This window comes from Virgibacillus kimchii (assembly GCF_055379185.1).
The window spans coordinates 4,145,532-4,162,600 of sequence record NZ_AP043951.1 but is presented as its reverse complement, the minus strand read 5'-3'; the positions used below and the strand labels follow the sequence as shown (position 1 = coordinate 4,162,600).

16 protein-coding genes, 1 other RNA gene and 1 pseudogene are annotated in these 17,069 nt (G+C 41.2%); 4 read left to right on the top strand and 14 right to left on the bottom strand.

Features of this window, described 5'->3' with window-relative positions:
* The first annotated feature begins 74 nt into the window (after positions 1-74).
* Positions 75-632 carry a nucleotidyltransferase family protein gene (locus ACZ42C_RS20340; RefSeq protein WP_461182934.1) on the top strand — a complete coding sequence of 186 codons (558 nt, stop codon included), beginning with the start codon at positions 75-77 and terminating at the stop codon, positions 630-632.
* A gap of 75 nt (positions 633-707) precedes the next feature.
* On the opposite strand, the gene ACZ42C_RS20335 is transcribed toward ACZ42C_RS20340, so the two are convergent.
* From ACZ42C_RS20335 to ACZ42C_RS20270, 14 genes and pseudogenes are all read right to left on the bottom strand, one after another.
* On the bottom strand, positions 708-1,076 hold the full coding sequence (locus ACZ42C_RS20335) for a VOC family protein (protein WP_461182935.1): 369 nt from the start codon (positions 1,074-1,076) through the stop codon (positions 708-710).
* A gap of 467 nt (positions 1,077-1,543) precedes the next feature.
* Complete coding sequence (gene opp4C / locus ACZ42C_RS20330; RefSeq protein WP_461182936.1) at positions 1,544-2,467, bottom strand: oligopeptide ABC transporter permease; 924 nt, start codon at positions 2,465-2,467, stop codon at positions 1,544-1,546.
* A 14-nt stretch (positions 2,468-2,481) separates the two neighbouring features.
* Positions 2,482-3,450, bottom strand: a complete 969-nt coding sequence (locus tag ACZ42C_RS20325) for an ABC transporter permease (RefSeq protein ID WP_461182937.1) — start codon at positions 3,448-3,450, stop codon at positions 2,482-2,484.
* A gap of 289 nt (positions 3,451-3,739) precedes the next feature.
* Positions 3,740-5,572 carry a peptide-binding protein gene (locus ACZ42C_RS20320; RefSeq protein WP_461182938.1) on the bottom strand — a complete coding sequence of 611 codons (1,833 nt, stop codon included), beginning with the start codon at positions 5,570-5,572 and terminating at the stop codon, positions 3,740-3,742.
* Between the two features lie 138 nt (positions 5,573-5,710).
* The gene (locus tag ACZ42C_RS20315) at positions 5,711-6,736 is read right to left on the bottom strand and encodes an ABC transporter ATP-binding protein (RefSeq protein ID WP_461182939.1); all 1,026 of its coding nucleotides are present in this window, start codon (positions 6,734-6,736) and stop codon (positions 5,711-5,713) included.
* The gene (locus ACZ42C_RS20310; protein WP_464891370.1) at positions 6,729-7,031 is read right to left on the bottom strand and encodes an oligopeptide/dipeptide ABC transporter ATP-binding protein; all 303 of its coding nucleotides are present in this window, start codon (positions 7,029-7,031) and stop codon (positions 6,729-6,731) included. The genes ACZ42C_RS20315 and ACZ42C_RS20310 overlap by 8 nt, the downstream gene beginning before the upstream one ends.
* Positions 7,032-7,223: 192 nt before the next feature.
* Positions 7,224-7,637: pseudogene (locus tag ACZ42C_RS20305) on the bottom strand (ATP-binding cassette domain-containing protein); the annotation flags it as partial.
* A 553-nt stretch (positions 7,638-8,190) separates the two neighbouring features.
* Positions 8,191-8,378, bottom strand: a non-coding RNA gene (gene ssrS / locus ACZ42C_RS20300) — 6S RNA.
* A 71-nt stretch (positions 8,379-8,449) separates the two neighbouring features.
* Positions 8,450-8,701, bottom strand: a complete 252-nt coding sequence (locus ACZ42C_RS20295; RefSeq protein ID WP_461182940.1) for a sporulation protein — start codon at positions 8,699-8,701, stop codon at positions 8,450-8,452.
* A 10-nt stretch (positions 8,702-8,711) separates the two neighbouring features.
* On the bottom strand, positions 8,712-8,852 hold the full coding sequence (gene sspL, locus ACZ42C_RS20290) for a small, acid-soluble spore protein L (RefSeq protein WP_461182941.1): 141 nt from the start codon (positions 8,850-8,852) through the stop codon (positions 8,712-8,714).
* A 104-nt stretch (positions 8,853-8,956) separates the two neighbouring features.
* Entirely contained in the window at positions 8,957-10,558 is a 1,602-nt protein-coding gene (locus ACZ42C_RS20285; RefSeq protein ID WP_461182942.1) for a fatty acyl-CoA synthetase, read from the bottom strand.
* 171 nt (positions 10,559-10,729) lie between these two features.
* Positions 10,730-11,200 (bottom strand): RDD family protein, encoded by a 471-nt coding sequence (locus ACZ42C_RS20280; protein WP_461182943.1) that lies wholly within the window; start codon positions 11,198-11,200, stop codon positions 10,730-10,732.
* A gap of 12 nt (positions 11,201-11,212) precedes the next feature.
* Positions 11,213-12,208, bottom strand: coding sequence for a signal peptide peptidase SppA (sppA, locus tag ACZ42C_RS20275; protein WP_461182944.1), 996 nt, complete (start codon positions 12,206-12,208; stop codon positions 11,213-11,215).
* A gap of 43 nt (positions 12,209-12,251) precedes the next feature.
* On the bottom strand, positions 12,252-12,947 hold the full coding sequence (locus ACZ42C_RS20270) for a CBS domain-containing protein (protein ID WP_461182945.1): 696 nt from the start codon (positions 12,945-12,947) through the stop codon (positions 12,252-12,254).
* Positions 12,948-13,128: 181 nt separating this feature from the next.
* Between ACZ42C_RS20270 and ACZ42C_RS20265 the strand changes: the two genes are divergently transcribed.
* The 3 genes from ACZ42C_RS20265 to serA all read left to right on the top strand — a co-directional run bounded on the left by ACZ42C_RS20265 (position 13,129) and on the right by serA (position 16,639).
* On the top strand, positions 13,129-13,545 hold the full coding sequence (locus ACZ42C_RS20265) for a general stress protein (RefSeq protein ID WP_461182946.1): 417 nt from the start codon (positions 13,129-13,131) through the stop codon (positions 13,543-13,545).
* 341 nt (positions 13,546-13,886) lie between these two features.
* Complete coding sequence (locus tag ACZ42C_RS20260; protein WP_461182947.1) at positions 13,887-15,053, top strand: pyridoxal-phosphate-dependent aminotransferase family protein; 1,167 nt, start codon at positions 13,887-13,889, stop codon at positions 15,051-15,053.
* The gene (serA, locus tag ACZ42C_RS20255; protein ID WP_461182948.1) at positions 15,053-16,639 is read left to right on the top strand and encodes a phosphoglycerate dehydrogenase; all 1,587 of its coding nucleotides are present in this window, start codon (positions 15,053-15,055) and stop codon (positions 16,637-16,639) included. Before ACZ42C_RS20260 ends, serA begins: the two co-directional genes overlap by 1 nt.
* Positions 16,640-17,069: the final 430 nt, after the last annotated feature.

Sequence of the window (17,069 nt, the reverse complement as noted above, 5' to 3'; positions counted from 1 at the left end):
TTGTAAAAACAATATCCATTTTACCATACTTATCGGGAAACAAAACCTTTATAATGGAATAAGAGGTGAGAAAGATGAAATTACTTAGGGAACAAGATGTGGTTGAGCTAATTTGTAAAGATCGGTGGATGATGGATATTTTAAAAACAGTACAAACACTCCGTTTACCAGATTGCTGGATTTGTGCAGGATTTATACGGTCCAAAGTATGGGATGTTTTACATCATTTTCAAGAGAGAACACCTCTTGCAGACGTGGATGTCGTATATTGCGATAAAAACATGCCGGACATATCAGAGGAAAAACGATTTGAGGAACAATTGCTGGCTTTGCGTCCAGATGTCCCCTGGTCAGTCAAAAACGAGGCAAGAATGCACAGAAGGAATAACATTGAGCCATATACCAGTACGCTGGATGCTGTAGCAAAGTTTCCTGAAACGGCGACTGCCATTGCCGTTCGTTTGGATAATAAAGGAAAACTGATTTTATGTGCACCGCATGGTGTTCATGATTTATTGAATATGGAGATAAAACCCACGCCATATTTTAAGATCTCCAGTGAGCGGATGAAAATCTATTACGAAAGATTGGAGACGAAAAAGTGGAAACAGTATTGGTATAAACTGAGTTGATGAAACAGCCCTGTCACTTCCCGAAATAGTTGAGTCGAACAGGGCGTGCTACGTATTTGTGTTTCTTAGTGGAAATCATTTCCATTCCAAAAATTCTATTCTATTTCCGAATGGGTCAGAAACATAAAACCGTTTCGCTCCAGGCAGACGATCATCGACCAGAAAACCAACCTCGACTGTCCGCAAATGACCCTGTAATGCATCTAAGTTCCGCACCCGAATTGCCGGATGTGCTTTCTTTGCCGGTGTAAATGGTTCTTCCACGCCAATGTGGATATGAACCCCGCCGGCCTGAAACCATACGCCGCCGTTATTCTTTAGTGTGTCCGGCTTTTCTATTTCAGTAAACCCAAGCTTGTCATGGTAAAAACCCCGTGCCTCATCCTCGCTTCCTGCAGGTGCTGCCACCTGAACATGATCCAATGTTTCATATGTAAAATTCATGTCCGTCCCCTCCTCTTGATTAAACGATAACATGCCTAGCAGACACAAGATAATACCATATTCAAATCAGAAGAGACAAATTTTACTTATATAGCAACGTCCAGAACGCATTATTTCTAGACACAGGTTTGATAAAACTGAATTTTTCGCATTTTAATCGGATGTATTGACAATTAAATTCCGATTTCGAGCTTGTGAGGTGAAAGCAAAGAAGATAAATGGGGGATGCAACTGTAATTCAAACCGTGATTCTATTCAAGTGCATGAGGACGATCCTTTAGGTACTAATCATTAGCGGGAAAAGGGGGCGGCACAGACTTAAACGTCATGTCTTAAAGCTGCGCTTACTGCCCCACTAAAAATCTGTGTTTCAATGTTTGCATAACCTTCTACCTTGAAAAATACTTTCTTTTGTCTGATGTATTACTTACGAACCTTTTTTCCTACTGATTACAGTTTCACTATATTTATCTTTGCTTACTTTTCGGATCAAATGCATCGCGCAGACCATCACCAATAAAGTTAATGGCCAGAACAGTAACAAATATAGCTATCCCAGGTGGAATCCATGCTTCCGGATGGTTACGTAAAATACGAACATTCATTGCTTCAGATAACATATTCCCCCATGTAGGTGTCGGTTCCGGAATACCGAATCCAATAAAACTCAAGCCTGATTCAACAATAATATAGACTGCCATCATTAAGGTGGCATTAACGATAATCGGTCCGATCGCATTTGGGATAAAATGTCTGAAAATAATGCGAAAATCACTTGCACCAATGGCTCTTGCACCTTGGATAAATTCCTGCTCACGCAGCGATAAATAGGATCCACGAATAATTCTTGTTAAATTAGGCCAGGACGTCACCGCGATAATGGTTATAAAAATTGGTATCGTCATCTCTGGAATAATTGCAATAATCGTCAATGCCAATACTAAAAATGGAAGCATGAGAACAATATCCGTTGCTCGCATAATAATATTATCCACTTTTCCTCCATAATAACCTGCAAGTGATCCTAATACGATGCCGATCGTTAAAGTAAAAAACATTGCACTGAAGCCAACTAACAGGGACATGCGCCCGCCATATAATAAACGTGCGAAATTATCCTGGCCCGTCCCATTCGTTCCTAGAATATGCTCTTCACTTGGACCTTTTTCGATTTGAAACAGGTTTGTCGCTTCTGGATCCTGATCTGTCAAAACCGGCGCAAGCAGACAAATGATAATAATGAATACTAATAAAATCACACTGATGACAGCAATCTTGTTTTTTAAAAATCTGCTCAATGCCAATTGAAATGGACTTCTGCTACTATTTTTCTTACCATTTGGACGCTGTTCCGGCTGTGTTGACAACGTCTCTTGTGGATTGGGTTGCATAGGATGAATTCACCTCAATCATATCGGATTCTTGGATCGATAATACTGTACAGAATATCGGCGATTAAGTTACCGATGAGTATCAGAACACCAAGTATCAATGCTATCGCCATAACTACAGGGAAGTCACGATTCGTAACTGAGTTGATAAACAGCGTTCCAATGCCTGGATACTGAAATACCTGCTCGGTTATGACCGCGCCACTCAAAAGTACACCAATCTCAAAACCCATTAACGTAATAATAGGGATAAGCGCATTTCGAAGTGTATGTTTATACAGTACATTGCTATCTGACATTCCTTTTGCCTTTGCTGTTCGTATATAGTCACTTCCAAGCACATCAAGCACTTCGGAACGCATATACCGCATATAAGTTGCTGTACCTGCCAACCCAAGTGTAATACCAGGTAAAATCATGTGGTGTATCCGGTCATAAAACGCCTCAAAGCCGGATCCACCAGGTCCGGATAAGGTACCTTGTGCAGGAAACAACCCTAAATTAATAGATAAAACATAAATCGCAAGTAATCCGAAAAAGAAATTTGGTATAGCCAGTCCGAGAAATCCGAACCCTGTAGCTGCGTAATCAAGCAGGGAATATGGTTTTCTTGCGGAATAAATCCCGATTGGTATTGCTACAACAATGGTAATGGCTAGTGAAAATAACCCTAAGTACACCGTATTTGCAAGGCGCGCTTCAATTAATTCTGCAACCGAACGGCCATTATATACTAAAGATTCTCCGAAATCTCCCTGTGCTACATTGGTTAACCAATTCCAATATTGAACAGGAATCGGATCATTTAATCCCAATGCTTCCCGCTGTTGTTCATAAACTTCGGGATCTACGGTGGGATCTGCAAGCATCTGTCCAGTTAACGCATCACCGGGTGCTGCCAGGGCTAGCCCAAATACAATAATTGTCAGGGCAAATAGCATTGGAATGAAAACAAGTATGCGCCGGATGATATATTTGTACATTTAACTCCCCCCTGGTTTTTGGACATTAAATCGGGTTTTATCAGCAGATTGATAAGCGTAAACCTTCTTATCCTCTTTAAGTGTATGCGCCTTAGGAAGCCGCTTTTTGTAAGTCCTAAGGTCTAAAACATTGTCGTGATGTTCGGTACTCCGGAGTATGAGGATTCATTAATCACGAAGACGCTGGTAAGGAATCTCTTTCATGCCTGCCATATTTTATAAAGCGTATGTATTGAAAAGGAAAAAGAGCATGAGGTGGCTCCCCACGCTCTTCACCCTTAAATACTCATTACTCAGATACCCACCATAAATGCGGATCATTATTGAAAGAGTATGGTCTTGGTTCTACACCATTTAAACGTTCATTAATACCATAGATACTGTTTTGAGCGTAAAGCAGTAATGCAGGCAGATCTTCTGAAAACATACCTTGCCATTCACTGTAAACTTCTTCACGGTAAGACTGTTCAAATGCATCAGGTGGTGTGATTGCATCTACAATTAATTGATCCGAGTCCGGGTTATTCCAGCGTCCAAAGTTATATGCATCTTCTGTTCTCCATAATCCGGACGGGTCCGGGTCCCCACTGCCAAGACTCCAGCCAAGCAGGTATAAATCCCAATCTTCTGTGTTATTTGTTAAATCTTCCTGGTAAGCAGACATTTCTCTTGGCTGTCTTACATCAACCTGAATACCAGCTTCTTCGATCATTGCAGCGAGGATTGGTGCAGAATTTTCACGAAGTTGGTTTCCGGTCGGGTAATTTAAGTTAACTACCCATTCTTCTCCATCCGGCGTCTCTCTGTATCCATCTCCATTTGCATCAACATAGCCCGCCTCATCCAGTAATTCTGCTGCTTTGTCATAATCCTGATGATAATCTATTCCTGCACTTTCATCATATGCCCAGAATTGTTGTGCAATCGGTGCATTGATAACGGTTCCATGACCATGCAATAATTCATCAACAATCGCCTGCCGATCAATGGTATAAGCAATTGCCTGTCGGACAAGTGGATCATTCATGTCCTCATTTGGAATCCAGTTATCCGGATCAATTACTCCACTGTCGGCATCCTCAACTGGACGTTGATTGTGGATGAAGCCCATTAACTGATAACCAAAGTCCGGCTGCTCAATAATTTCAATATGATCTTCAGAAGCAATGGACTCATAATCCCCTGGAGGAACGCCACTTGGATCCCCGATGAAATCAATTTCACCACTTTCAAGTAAACCCAAAATGACAGATTGATCAACGATTCTCCATGTTACGGAATCTAAATAGGGTTCTCCTTGCCAGTAATCTGCATTCTTTTCCAGCACATATTGTTCACGTTCAAGCATTTCAGTGAACACAAAAGGTCCCGTACCTATGACTTCTCCCGCATCTAATGTTGCAGGATGTGAAGGTATATCCTCGATTGGTATATCTCCAAAAACATGCTCAGGAATAATCGAGAATGAAACATCCATTAATATGGTTACGTTTGGTTGCTCAAACCTGAATGTTACGGTGTAATCGTCTTCAGCAACAACACCTTCGAATTCATCCGTTTCCCCGTTGACAAATTCCTCATAGCCAAGTAATTTGTCAACGTAACTCGTCCGAACGCCGCCTGCTTCTATATAGCCGGGGCTTGCAATGGCCTGATAAGTAAATACAACATCATGGGCTGTGAAATCCTCACCATCATGCCATGTAACGTCTTCTTCAATGAATAAAGTAATTTCTGTTTGATCGTCGTTGATTTCCCAGTCATAAGCCAGATTAGGCTGAAATTGCAGTTCATCATCCTGGCTCAATAAAGATTCATGTGTGAAGTTTAAAATATTTGCTTCATACGATTCTTCATAAAAAATCGGGTTAAAAACACCGGCCGGAGCAGTATCCATGGCACCAACGATATCACCGCCCATTTGAGGCTCCCCGGTTTGAACTTCCTCTTCTTCTTCATCAGCTTCACCGTCATCTGTTTCCGGTTCCTGTTCTTCTGTTTCATCATCTGCATCATCGTCTGGTTCCTCAGAAGCCGCATCATCACTACACGCTGCCAGAATAATTCCAAGCACGAAAAGCAAAATGAGAAAAGCTAACTTAACATTAAACTTTTTTACCAACTGTATTTCCCCCTTTAATCATGAAAATTATTAATCCGTGTCACGAATATCAACGACTAACCATCACCTCCTTAAGCTGTATTTCTATTTAAAAACTTAATGAAGAGCCCAAGTACCAACGGCTTAAACGATGTATTTTTACGTATATAGATGGCATGCAACGAAATGGCCATTCTCTTTTTCCTCTAATTCCGGACGCTCTTCCATACATCGATCATAGGCAAACGGACACCTGGTTCTAAATGTACAACCTGATGGTGGATTAGCCGGGCTTGGAAGATCACCGGTTAGTTTTATTCGTTCCCGTTCCCTGCCGGAAGACTCCGCACTAACTGTCGGTATCGATGACAGTAAGCCTTGTGTATATGGATGAAGCGGGTTGTCATACAACATTCGCTTTGGTGCTATTTCCACAATTCTTCCTAAATACATCACTGCTACACGGTCACTTATATGCTTTACAACACTTAAATCATGCGCAATAAATAAATACGTCAGTCCCAGGTCATCCTGAAGGTCATTCATCAAATTTAGAACTTGAGCTTGAATAGAGACATCCAAAGCAGAAACTGGCTCATCGCATATAACAAATTTGGGCTCCAGCACTAAAGCTCTTGCTATGCTTATTCGCTGCCGTTGCCCTCCTGAAAATTCATGTGGATATTTCTCCAGATCAGTTTGACGAAGTCCTACTTTTTCAATCATTTCCTTCGCTTTCTCTTTTCTTTCCTGTTTGGATAGTGATGTTTGAACGAGGAGTGGTTCTTCAACCAGTTCTCCAACACTCATTTTTGAGTTTAACGAAGCAAAAGGATCCTGAAAGACGATTTGCATGTCTTTTCTGTATTTATTCATTTTTCTTTTCGATAAATCGGAGATATCAATATTCTCAAAGTTAATACTTCCATCAGTTGGATCAAGCAGTCGTAATATGACACGTCCCAAAGTTGATTTTCCGGATCCTGATTCACCGACAATCCCCAGTGTTTCTCCTTTATGTACTTGAAAGGTAACATCGTCCACGGCTTTTAAGTGGCCAATCGTTCGTTTTAGGATGCCGCCTTTAATCGGAAAGTATTTCTTCACATTTTGAATATCAACAAGGACTTCTTTTGTTTCTTTTTCTTGAGGTTTTTCTAAAATATTACTTTTTGTATCAGTCAAGAGAATCCCTCCCATCTTCATAGAGGTGACAGCGAACGAAGTGATCCGTATCTATTTCTTCTAATTCCGGATTCGTATGCAAACATTTTTCCATCACAAATGGGCAACGCGTTGAGAATCGACATCCCTGTGGAAAGTCTGATGCAGCAGGAACGGTTCCCTTTATTGCCCCAAGACGGTCTACCTCTTCTTCCAGTTTGGGTATGCTTTCCAGCAAACCTTTGGTATAAGGGTGTTTTGTGTTCCCTATTATTTTTTTCGTATTGGCCTGCTCAATGATTTGTCCGCCATACATGACCATAACTCGATCAGCATATTCAGATACAACCCCTAAATCATGGGTAATCAGCAAAAGAGCCGTTTGAAATTTTTCTTTCATTTCAACCATCAAATCGAGTATCTGAGCTTGGATGGTGACATCAAGTGCTGTTGTGGGTTCATCAGCAATGAGTAAACTTGGTTCACAGGAAATCGCCATAGCTATCATGACACGCTGTCTCATCCCACCGGAAAGTTGATGGGGATATTCTTCGATTATTTCTTCCGCCCTTGGAATACCAACCGTTTTTAATAATTCAACCGCTCTTTTATGTGCCTCGTTTTTGCTTAGCTTTTTATGTTTTTTAAGCATTTCCATTAATTGATTTCCAATAGAATATACCGGATTTAAGGCTGTCATTGGTTCCTGGAAAATCATTGCAATTTCATTGCCGCGAATTTTTGTCATTTGCTTGGGAGATTTCTTGAGTAATTCTTCCCCGTCCATATGTATAGTTCCATTAATAATTCTGCCCGGCTTACTAATTAATTGCATAATGGATAATGCTGTAATACTTTTACCGCTGCCTGATTCTCCTACCAAAGCCACTGTTTCTCCTGGATGAATAGAAAATGAAATATCGTCGACAGCTTTTGCTACTTGGTCCTGATCCAAATAAAAATAGGTCTGAAGCCGATCAACTTGCAATAGTGGTTGTTTCGTCACCTGAGTTCCCCCATTCCAAAGATTCCGAAATGAATACCGATCAAGTATTTTTATTTAAACACCGGCATTTTATTAATTTAAAATTAGGAATTCTTAAATTAAAATGTTTTTCCAAAGTAATGGCATATATTGCTAAACACTACAACGTTTAATCAAAAATAATTCGTGTTGTTGGAATTGAAATGTACGTATAAAGAAAAAGAGAGATTCAAACTTTCGATGGTAGTATATACTAAGCTGAATTCAGTCATATACTAGGTGTGGGTAAGTGATATGTAAGACTGTAGTAGTAATTTGTATGAAAACATAGTAATAATTATTTATATAAAGATTAAATAATTTAGAAAGATTTGTCAAGGTCAAATTTTCCGAAGAACAGCTAAATAGAGACATGGGGGACAGGTATCATGTCCCAAAACAACAAAAACCAGCTTCATTTAAGAAACTGGTTTCTTTTAAAGTTATGTATATACAGGCCACAATTGCCGTATTTAAGATAACAAGTTTTTAACCACCATATCACCAGGTGGGTGTCTGCAGAAACTTTCCTGTCTTCCGCTACACAATGACGGCGCGACATTTCAGTTCCAATGTAAAACTCCCTATTATCTCGTTAGAGGTTAAAACTTAAGTGAAATACGAACATTGCAGCTTGTATTTATACATATATACTAAACCTTTTGCTGTTTTTTTGCAATGGGAATAATATCCTAATTTTATGTCTAATTTTAGAACAATAACTCGTATACTTCCGTCAGCTCTTTAACTCTCTCGTCATATTGCACCCTTTTTGCATAGGCCAGTTCATTTTCCAGCACATCGTTTAAATAAGTGGATTCTTCCTCATTCAGCTCTTTGACAAATGATTCTTCACTGGTGTAAATGTTTGTTTTCAGTTTTGCAAAGATGCTTTGGCACAGTTCATTTTCGCTGTAATTGGACAAGGCTTCCATTAGATATTTTAAAGTAGGATCGATCATGTTCACCTTCTTAGATCTTCGTATTTTTCTTTTTGGCCCGCTGCTCCAACTGTGATTTAGGCTGATGGTCTGCGGCGTCTTCAGATAAACCTTGCGGGTTTACACTCGTGTCATCTCTGTGTTTTCTATACTGATTATTCTTTTTGCTCATGAAAAACACCTCCATTTTTAGTGTTGCAAATAGTCTCCTTTCTATTCCTGTTTGTTAAAAAAAACAAAGCACTGCGCTTAAAAACACAGTGCTTTGGTCTTTTTTTATTTCCAATATGCTTCATATTTATCTCTTAACGACCGTTTCAATACTTTTCCGCTTGGGTTTTTTGGCAATTCATCTGTAATATCCACATACTTGGGAACTTTAAATTTGGACATTCTTTCTTTGCAAAATTCCACCACTTTTTCTTCTGTCAAATTGGCTCCCTTTTTTGGAACAATGATGGCAGATACCGCTTCGATCCAATAAGCATCCGGTATACTGATTACGGCCACTTCCGAGACGCCTTCCAATTGATAAAGTATTTCTTCTACCTCTCTGCTCGATACATTAACCCCGCCGGTATTAATCATATCTTTCTTCCGGTCTACAATGGTAATATAGCCCTCTTCATCCATCACGCCCAAGTCACCGCTGTGGAACCAGCCGTTTTTAAAGGATTCGGCCGTCTTATCGGGATCATGCAGATAGCCTTTCATTGCATGGGGGGTCCTGTGTACAATTTCACCCATTTCTCCACGGCTTACCTCATTTCCTACTTCATCAACTATCTTTGTTTGCACATTTAGTGTCGGAACACCTGCGGAACCAAGCTTGCGTAATTGATCCTCCGGCTGCAGCGCTGTAGCAAGAGGAGCTACTTCCGTCTGCCCGTAAAAATTCCAAAACTTCGCATTTGGCAACCGCTCGGAAAGCTCCTTTAGTATCTCTCTTGGCATAATTGCCGCCCCATAATAACATTTTTCGAGCGTGGATAAGTCACGCTTATCAAAATCCTCATGCCTGAGAAGTGCAATCCATACGGTAGGCGGTGCAAACAGCTGTGTAGCTCCTTCCTCTTCAATGGTTTTCAGTATAACTTCCGGACTCGCAGCACCGAGCACAATTCCGCTTGCTCCTACATAGATGCTTGGCCCCAGGAAAACATGCAGCTGTGCACTATGATATAACGGCAGCGCATGAATCGCAATATCACGGGATTCCATTTTACCATCTACGATACTGCTGACATATTCACTGATCAGACTCTTATGGGACAGCATAACACCTTTGGGACGGGATTCTGTTCCGCTTGTATATAAAACATGCGCAAGATCATCATCATGAAGATCAGCATCGACAAAATCTGCAGGCTGGTCTTCCCTTGCTACAGTTAAAGGTGTCCATTCCACCAGCCCCCCATGTTTCTTCTCGGCTGTGTCCATCAAATAACGGAACTTAATATCCAACCTCCCTGCTGACTGATCCAATATTGGTGCATATTCTTCCGCAGCAATGAACCCACTTGCTTCTGCATGCTCCAAAATATACTGGATATCTTCTGTGGATAGCATATAGTTAATAGGAATCATTACCGCGCCAATTCTGGCCAGAGCAAAGTAAGCTATAATAAAATCAAGACTGTTTTTGGACATTACCGTAATCATGTCCCCTTTTTTCATCCCATCCGCCACAAATCCATGAGCAGTTTGGTTAACCAGGTTATCCAGTTCCGCATATGTTAACCTTTTGGAGCCATAAACGATGGCTTCTTTTTCCGGCATTCTTTCTCTCGTTCTGACAAGTAAATCCCCCAACGTGTTTCTTCTTGTACGAACTAACAACTTTTCCAATTCATTATGTACATTTGTTTCCGCTTTCATTTTTTCCTCCACTCCCTCATTGTTTTTTTACAAATTGGATATTTCTTTCTTTTTAGTTTAATTTAGTTCTTCCTATTATTCAAGCTGTATTACAACTCACAACAACATAAAAAAAGAGGATTATAATATTAATATTCAGAATATACAGAATTGAGGGGTCAGACCCCCTATTTAGTCGTCGAATACTACTCTGGTGTTTCCGATGATGTCATGCAAACCTTGTTTTTGGTTGGTGAAGCCGACGATAATATAAAGTAAAAAAGTGAAGGAAAATACACGGTGAAAAAATCTGCCGACAACTTCCCTGAACAGAAGGTCTCTCCATGTTAGGGCCGATAGATCTTCCCGTACCACTTTCAACCCAAATATCATCTTCCCGACTGTTTGGGAATAAAATCGGGTCATCAGCAGAAAATATAGATAGGAAATAATAGAGCCGGCAATCCCCGCCACCGTCCAAAAGCCAATTTCTACAGGAAAGCCATCATTCATAAACCCAAGCGGGCTGAGCAGGATGCCATTTATACTGAAAACAACAAGCAAATCAGCCAAATAGGCCCAAAATCTCATCCAAAATCCGGCATATCTCGGCTTCCTCCCCGGTTCATCACTAGTAATATATGCTTCTTGCTCTTCACTCATCTGAACCATCTCCTACTCTGTATATAAATACATGGCACTCGGCGCATTGGATTGCCGCAATATTTCCTTTATCCCCATAATATCGCTTTCACCACTAAATGTATTTTGCATGGCTCCTGCCAGAAATTGTCTGAAACCAACGTTTGCTTCATATTCAATGACGGAAGCCTGCTGCAGGCCATAGTCTTCACGAAGCATGGTAATCGTATCATTCATGGACCCTAAATCATCCACAAGTCCATTTTCAAATGCCTGCTTCCCGGTGTAAATCCGTCCATCTCCCAACCGGCGGACTTCATTGTCATCCATTCCGCGGCCTTCTGCAATGACTTGAACAAAGTCATCATACATTTCATCAATGATTGTCTGTAAAATTTCAAATTCCGCTTCAGTCATATCACGGGTTGAGGACATAATATCCTTATATTCCCCGCTTGTAATCGTATTAAAATCGATTCCAAGATCTTCCGCCAGTTCGCCAAAGTTGATACTTTCCATAATCACACCAATTGACCCGGTAACAGTGGCGGGATGGGCGATAATTTTATCCGCAGGTGCAGAAATATAATAGCCTCCGGATGCTGCTGTATTGCCCATGGATATATATACAGGCTTATCATATTCCTCCTGTATTTCTACAATTTGATCATGTATTTCGGCACTTTCCACCACACCTCCACCAGGCGTATTCACCCGCAGAATGATGCCTTCCACCGTATCATCCATCGCTGCCTGCTCAAGCATCTCAAGGAAGCCTTTGTGGTTATAAACTGACGACGATAAAAGATCGTTTGTGGAAATATCCTGAATCACACCTTCCACATGGAGCACCGCAATTTTTTCGTTAAAATCCCCTTCCTCAATCACATTTTCATCAAACGGTCTGTCCCAAAAACCGAATACTTCTTCGATGTCAGTAGCAGCCATATTTGCAGTAAATTGAAATCCGATAGAAACAAAGAACAACCCCACCGCTACAGCAAGGGCCAACCATCTTTTGTTGTTCATTACGTAACCTCCCTGATCTATTGGTCACTTCCGAAAATGCAGATCAATTAGTATCCAAAATATCCCACGCAGTGATGATACCGACTAATTGTTCCTGCGGCATACCGGTTTTCGTGATTAATAATGCTTCCAATCGCTTCCCCCTGCCAATTTGTTCCCTGAAAAGCTCTACCGCCCGGTATATGGAAGCTTTACCTGTAATAAATTTATAATTTTCTTCGCCCTCAAAAGGCAATACTTCCTTTATACTTGTTTCACGGGCCAGGCGTTGGTCCCCATCATTATTTGCCAGCCATTTGGCAATCCCTTTTTGGGTGAGCAGCCCTTTAAACGTATCATTGTCATAAATGGGAAATTTGGACAAATCTTTTTCCCTGATCAGCATAAGCATATCAGCCAGCGGATCACTTTCCTGGAAGGTATACACTTTTTTGGAGAATGTGGAACCGACCAATATGGGATGTGTCAATTCTTTTTCGATCCGCTCTATTCTTTCCACAATGGAATCATGTGGTTCTGCGATCGCATAGGCCATATCGATTTTATTATGTACAATTGCATTCCGCAGCTCAGCGAATGATAACAAATCATCACTGTAACGCCTCACAATGGCATTTGAACTTCGTAATATTTTTACCGATCTGGCAAAGCCAATATCCTTTCGATTGTTCAAGCGTGATTTTAACTGCTTCTCTATTTTTGTAAAAGCCGTTAAAAATTTTTCCGAGTTTTTATACATACTCTTCTCCCCATCTATTGTTTTTACTGCATTACCATTATTCCAGTAGAATGTTATATCTAAACTTTACCAAGACAACTGCATATTTGTCTAATTGAGAACCTTCCATTTACTCGTTTATCACGATAAATGAACGGGAAAAAAACAAATAAATACTTCTATATAAAAGGAGGAAGCTCCAATGAGCAATGAAATTTTTGGACCGTATGAAACTACAGACGAAGTAATTAATATGGTAACCTCCTTGGAATTAAAAGGCTATAAATCGAGCAATATTTCCCTCTTGGCAAATGAAGACCACACAGAAAATTTAATTAAACATACGGATGTGAATGTCGAAAGTGAGGTTTCAGGAGAACCTGAAAAGCATAAATTTACGAAGAAGGTACAAAACTTATTTTCGAATAGCAAAAATGTGCATACGAGCCTGCATGAAAGATTGAAAAAAGAAAATATATCGGATAAACAGGCTGACAAGCTTTTGGAAGCAGTGGAAAACGGTAAAATCGTTATACTTGCGGATAATGAATTAAAAATGGGGAATGATAGCACTCCAAATGCAGTTTCCATGAAGGAAGATACAATTCAGAGAGACTGACTGATGGGTTGTTAAAGCAGAATAAAATAAAGGTTGGAACATAAGTCAACTCACTTAAGAAGCCAATGTTTTACACAGTGGCTCCGGAAACATACGGAGACGCTTGCGGGATGTAGGCATCGCCGCGACGGGCAATGTCTACTAAATCCGAACTTGCTTTGAGTTATAAACTTTTGTTCCAGCCTTTTTTTGTGTTATAATTTTATTTATTTAAATTGTACGAAATCCGTTGACATTTGCGCAAATTCTGCTATGCTGATTAATATTAAAACCAATTAACAAACATTAAAGACATTTCATTGCCGAACGTTCGGTTTTTAAAAATGGAAGGAGCAATCAAAGTGCTGAAAGAACAACAATTATTGAGGATTCCCGGTCCCACCCCTATACCGCCAAGTGTACAGCGTGCCATGTCACAGCAAATGATTGGCCACAGGGATCAGGAGACAAAAGAATTAATTCAGCGTATTAAACCACAGCTTAAACCGGTATTCGGAACAGAAGAAGAAGTGATGATCATTGCCGGAAGCGGAACAGCAGCATTGGAAACTGCTGTTGTGAATACCGTAAAACCAGGGGACGAAGTATTGGTTATCATAACCGGATCATTTGGAGACAGATTTGCCAAGATTTGTGACGCCTATGAAATAACCGTACATCGGTTGGAAACACCGTGGGGAGATGCTGCAGATCCGAAATCTGTCACATCCTTTCTTGAAGAACACGATAACATAAAAGCAGTATTTGCCACATATTGTGAAACCTCTACCGGTGTGTTAAATCCGGTTGATAAGCTGGCCGAAACCGTACATAACCATTCTGACGCCCTGTTTATAGTTGACGGTGTCTCATGCCTGGGGGCAGTGAAGTCGAAAATGGACACATGGGGTATTGATCTGTTGGTCACAGGATCACAAAAGGCGATGATGCTTCCGCCCGGTCTTGCGTTTATTGCTGCAAGCAAACGAGCCTGGAAAGTAATAGAAGAGAATCCGCATCCCCGTTTTTATCTGGATTTAAAAAAGTACCGGGACAATCTGGCCAATGATTCCACACCTTTCACTCCGGCCATTTCCCTTTTATTCGGCCTGGAAAAAGCATTGGAACAGATGCATGATGAGGGTTTACAGGAGATTTATACACGCCATCAGCTCATGATGAATATGACAAGAACCGCTTTCCGCGAACTGGGGATTCCCCTTTTAACAGCAGATGAAGCAGGTTCGCCAACAGTTACTGCAATGCAACCGGAAGATTTTAAAGCAGATGAGCTTCGAAAAATATTGAAAAAAGAATTTGGACTTTCCATTGCCGGTGGGCAGAATCATTTAAAAGGAAAAATATTTCGTATTGGTCATATGGGCTATTGTTCCCCAGCCGATATACTGCAGGCGATCAGCCTGATTGAAATTGGCTTACGTAAAATCGGAAAGCAAATTGAACTGGGCAAAGGTGTACAAGCAGCCCAAAAAATGTATATAAACAATTCACCAATGGAGGTGCAGTAATGGCTTTTCGCGTATTAATTACCGATCCACTCAGCGAAGAAGGAATCAAACCGTTGCGAAATGAGCCATCCGTCGAAATTGACATGGCCACAGACCTGTCACCGGAAGAGGTGAAACATAAGATTGCAGATGCAGATGCCTTACTTGTCAGAAGCCAGACAAAAGTAACCCGCGAGATTATTGACCATGCAAATAAGCTGAAAATCATTGGAAGAGCCGGGGTGGGGATAGATAATATTGATCTTGATGCAGCCACAGAACGGGGTATTATCGTAGTGAACGCGCCCCACGGCAATACGAACTCTGCAGCCGAACATACCATGGCCATGCTGATGTCTTTATCCAGAAGGATCCCCCAGGCTTTTCAATCGTTGAAAAAGCAACAATGGGAACGGAAAAAATATGTCGGTATTGAACTAAAAAATAAAACGCTCGGCATCGTCGGACTCGGAAGAATCGGTGCGGAAGTGGCCCACAGAGCAAAAGGACAGCGCATGAAGGTAATTGCATATGATCCTTTCCTCACAGAAGAAAAAGCGGAAAATATGGGAATCGGTTACGGAACTTTTGAAGAAGTGATCCAACAAGCAGACTTTATCACTGTCCATACACCGTTACTTAAAGAAACGAAGCATTTGATCAATGCAGATGCTTTTCAGTTGATGAAACAAGGCGTACATATCGTCAATTGTGCACGAGGCGGCATCATTGAAGAGAATGCGTTATATGACGCGATCACTTCAGGAAAGGTTGCCGGCGCTGCCTTGGATGTGTTTGAGGAAGAACCTTTTTATGATCATAAGCTGCTTGATCTGCCGGAGGTTATTGCTACGCCGCATCTTGGTGCAAGCACAGTGGAAGCCCAGGAAAATGTGGCCGTCGATGTTTCTGAAGATGTTATTCGTTTCCTCACTGAAGGGACGGTTGCAAACCCGGTCAATTTGCCGTCTGTCTCCAGTGAAGCACTCGGAAAGATAGAACCGTACTTTAATTTATCTGAAAAACTCGGGGTCTTTTTAAGCTATCTGTCCAATGATGTAGCAGAAAAAATCAATATTTACTATTCCGGAGACCTTTCCGGGGTGGAAATAGCGCCAATTACGAGGAACACGGTGAAAGGGCTGCTGAAACGTCATCTCGGCACCCACGTAAACGATGTAAATGCGCTTTACCTTGCAGATAAAAAGGGAATTACGATCCATGAAAACAAGACATCCAAAACGAAAGGATTTACAAATCTGCTAACGGTGGAGGTAGAAACGAAGTCAGGGACGCGCAGTGTTTCCGGCACGTTACTCAATGGACTTGGACCGCGCATTGTGAAGGTGGACCGTTACAGCGTGGATGTAACACCAAAGGGTCATATTGTCGTTATCCACCATAAAGACCAGCCAGGTGTAATTGGAAAGATGGGGAACCTGCTTGCCGAACATGAAGTGAATATTGCCACCATGCAGGTGGATCGCTCCGATGTCGGCGGCAATGCCATCATGATGCTCACCGTAGACAAGTATCTGGAAGAAAAAGAGAAAGAGGCTTTGATCAATCTGGAAGAAATTAATGATGTTACGGCCGTGGACTTGTAATTTTTATGTCTAGTGAATGAACCGGACACAGATAGAATGCCCTGTTTCATACAGGGCTTTTTTTATTACGGGAGCGGGATGCGAGCAATGTGATTCAGCATCTTTGAAACACGGTAGAGGGTAAACCGGCTCGGGTTTGTATCATGGGAATTGGCTCTCATACATAGTTAAGCGAAAAATTTACCAAGCGAGTATTTGAGACACTGCCTATCATGCAAGAGAGAGCGTGAACTTCATGAGGTGTGTTCCTGAGAAGCTGCATCTCATACACGGAGAAGCGTAAACCACACTTGGCATGTACCTGAGACACTCCCTATCATACACGGAGGTGCGTAAACCACACCTGGCGTGTACCTGAGAAGCTGCATCTCATACACGGAAAAGCGTAAACCACACCTGGCATGTACCTGAGACACTCCCTATCATACAC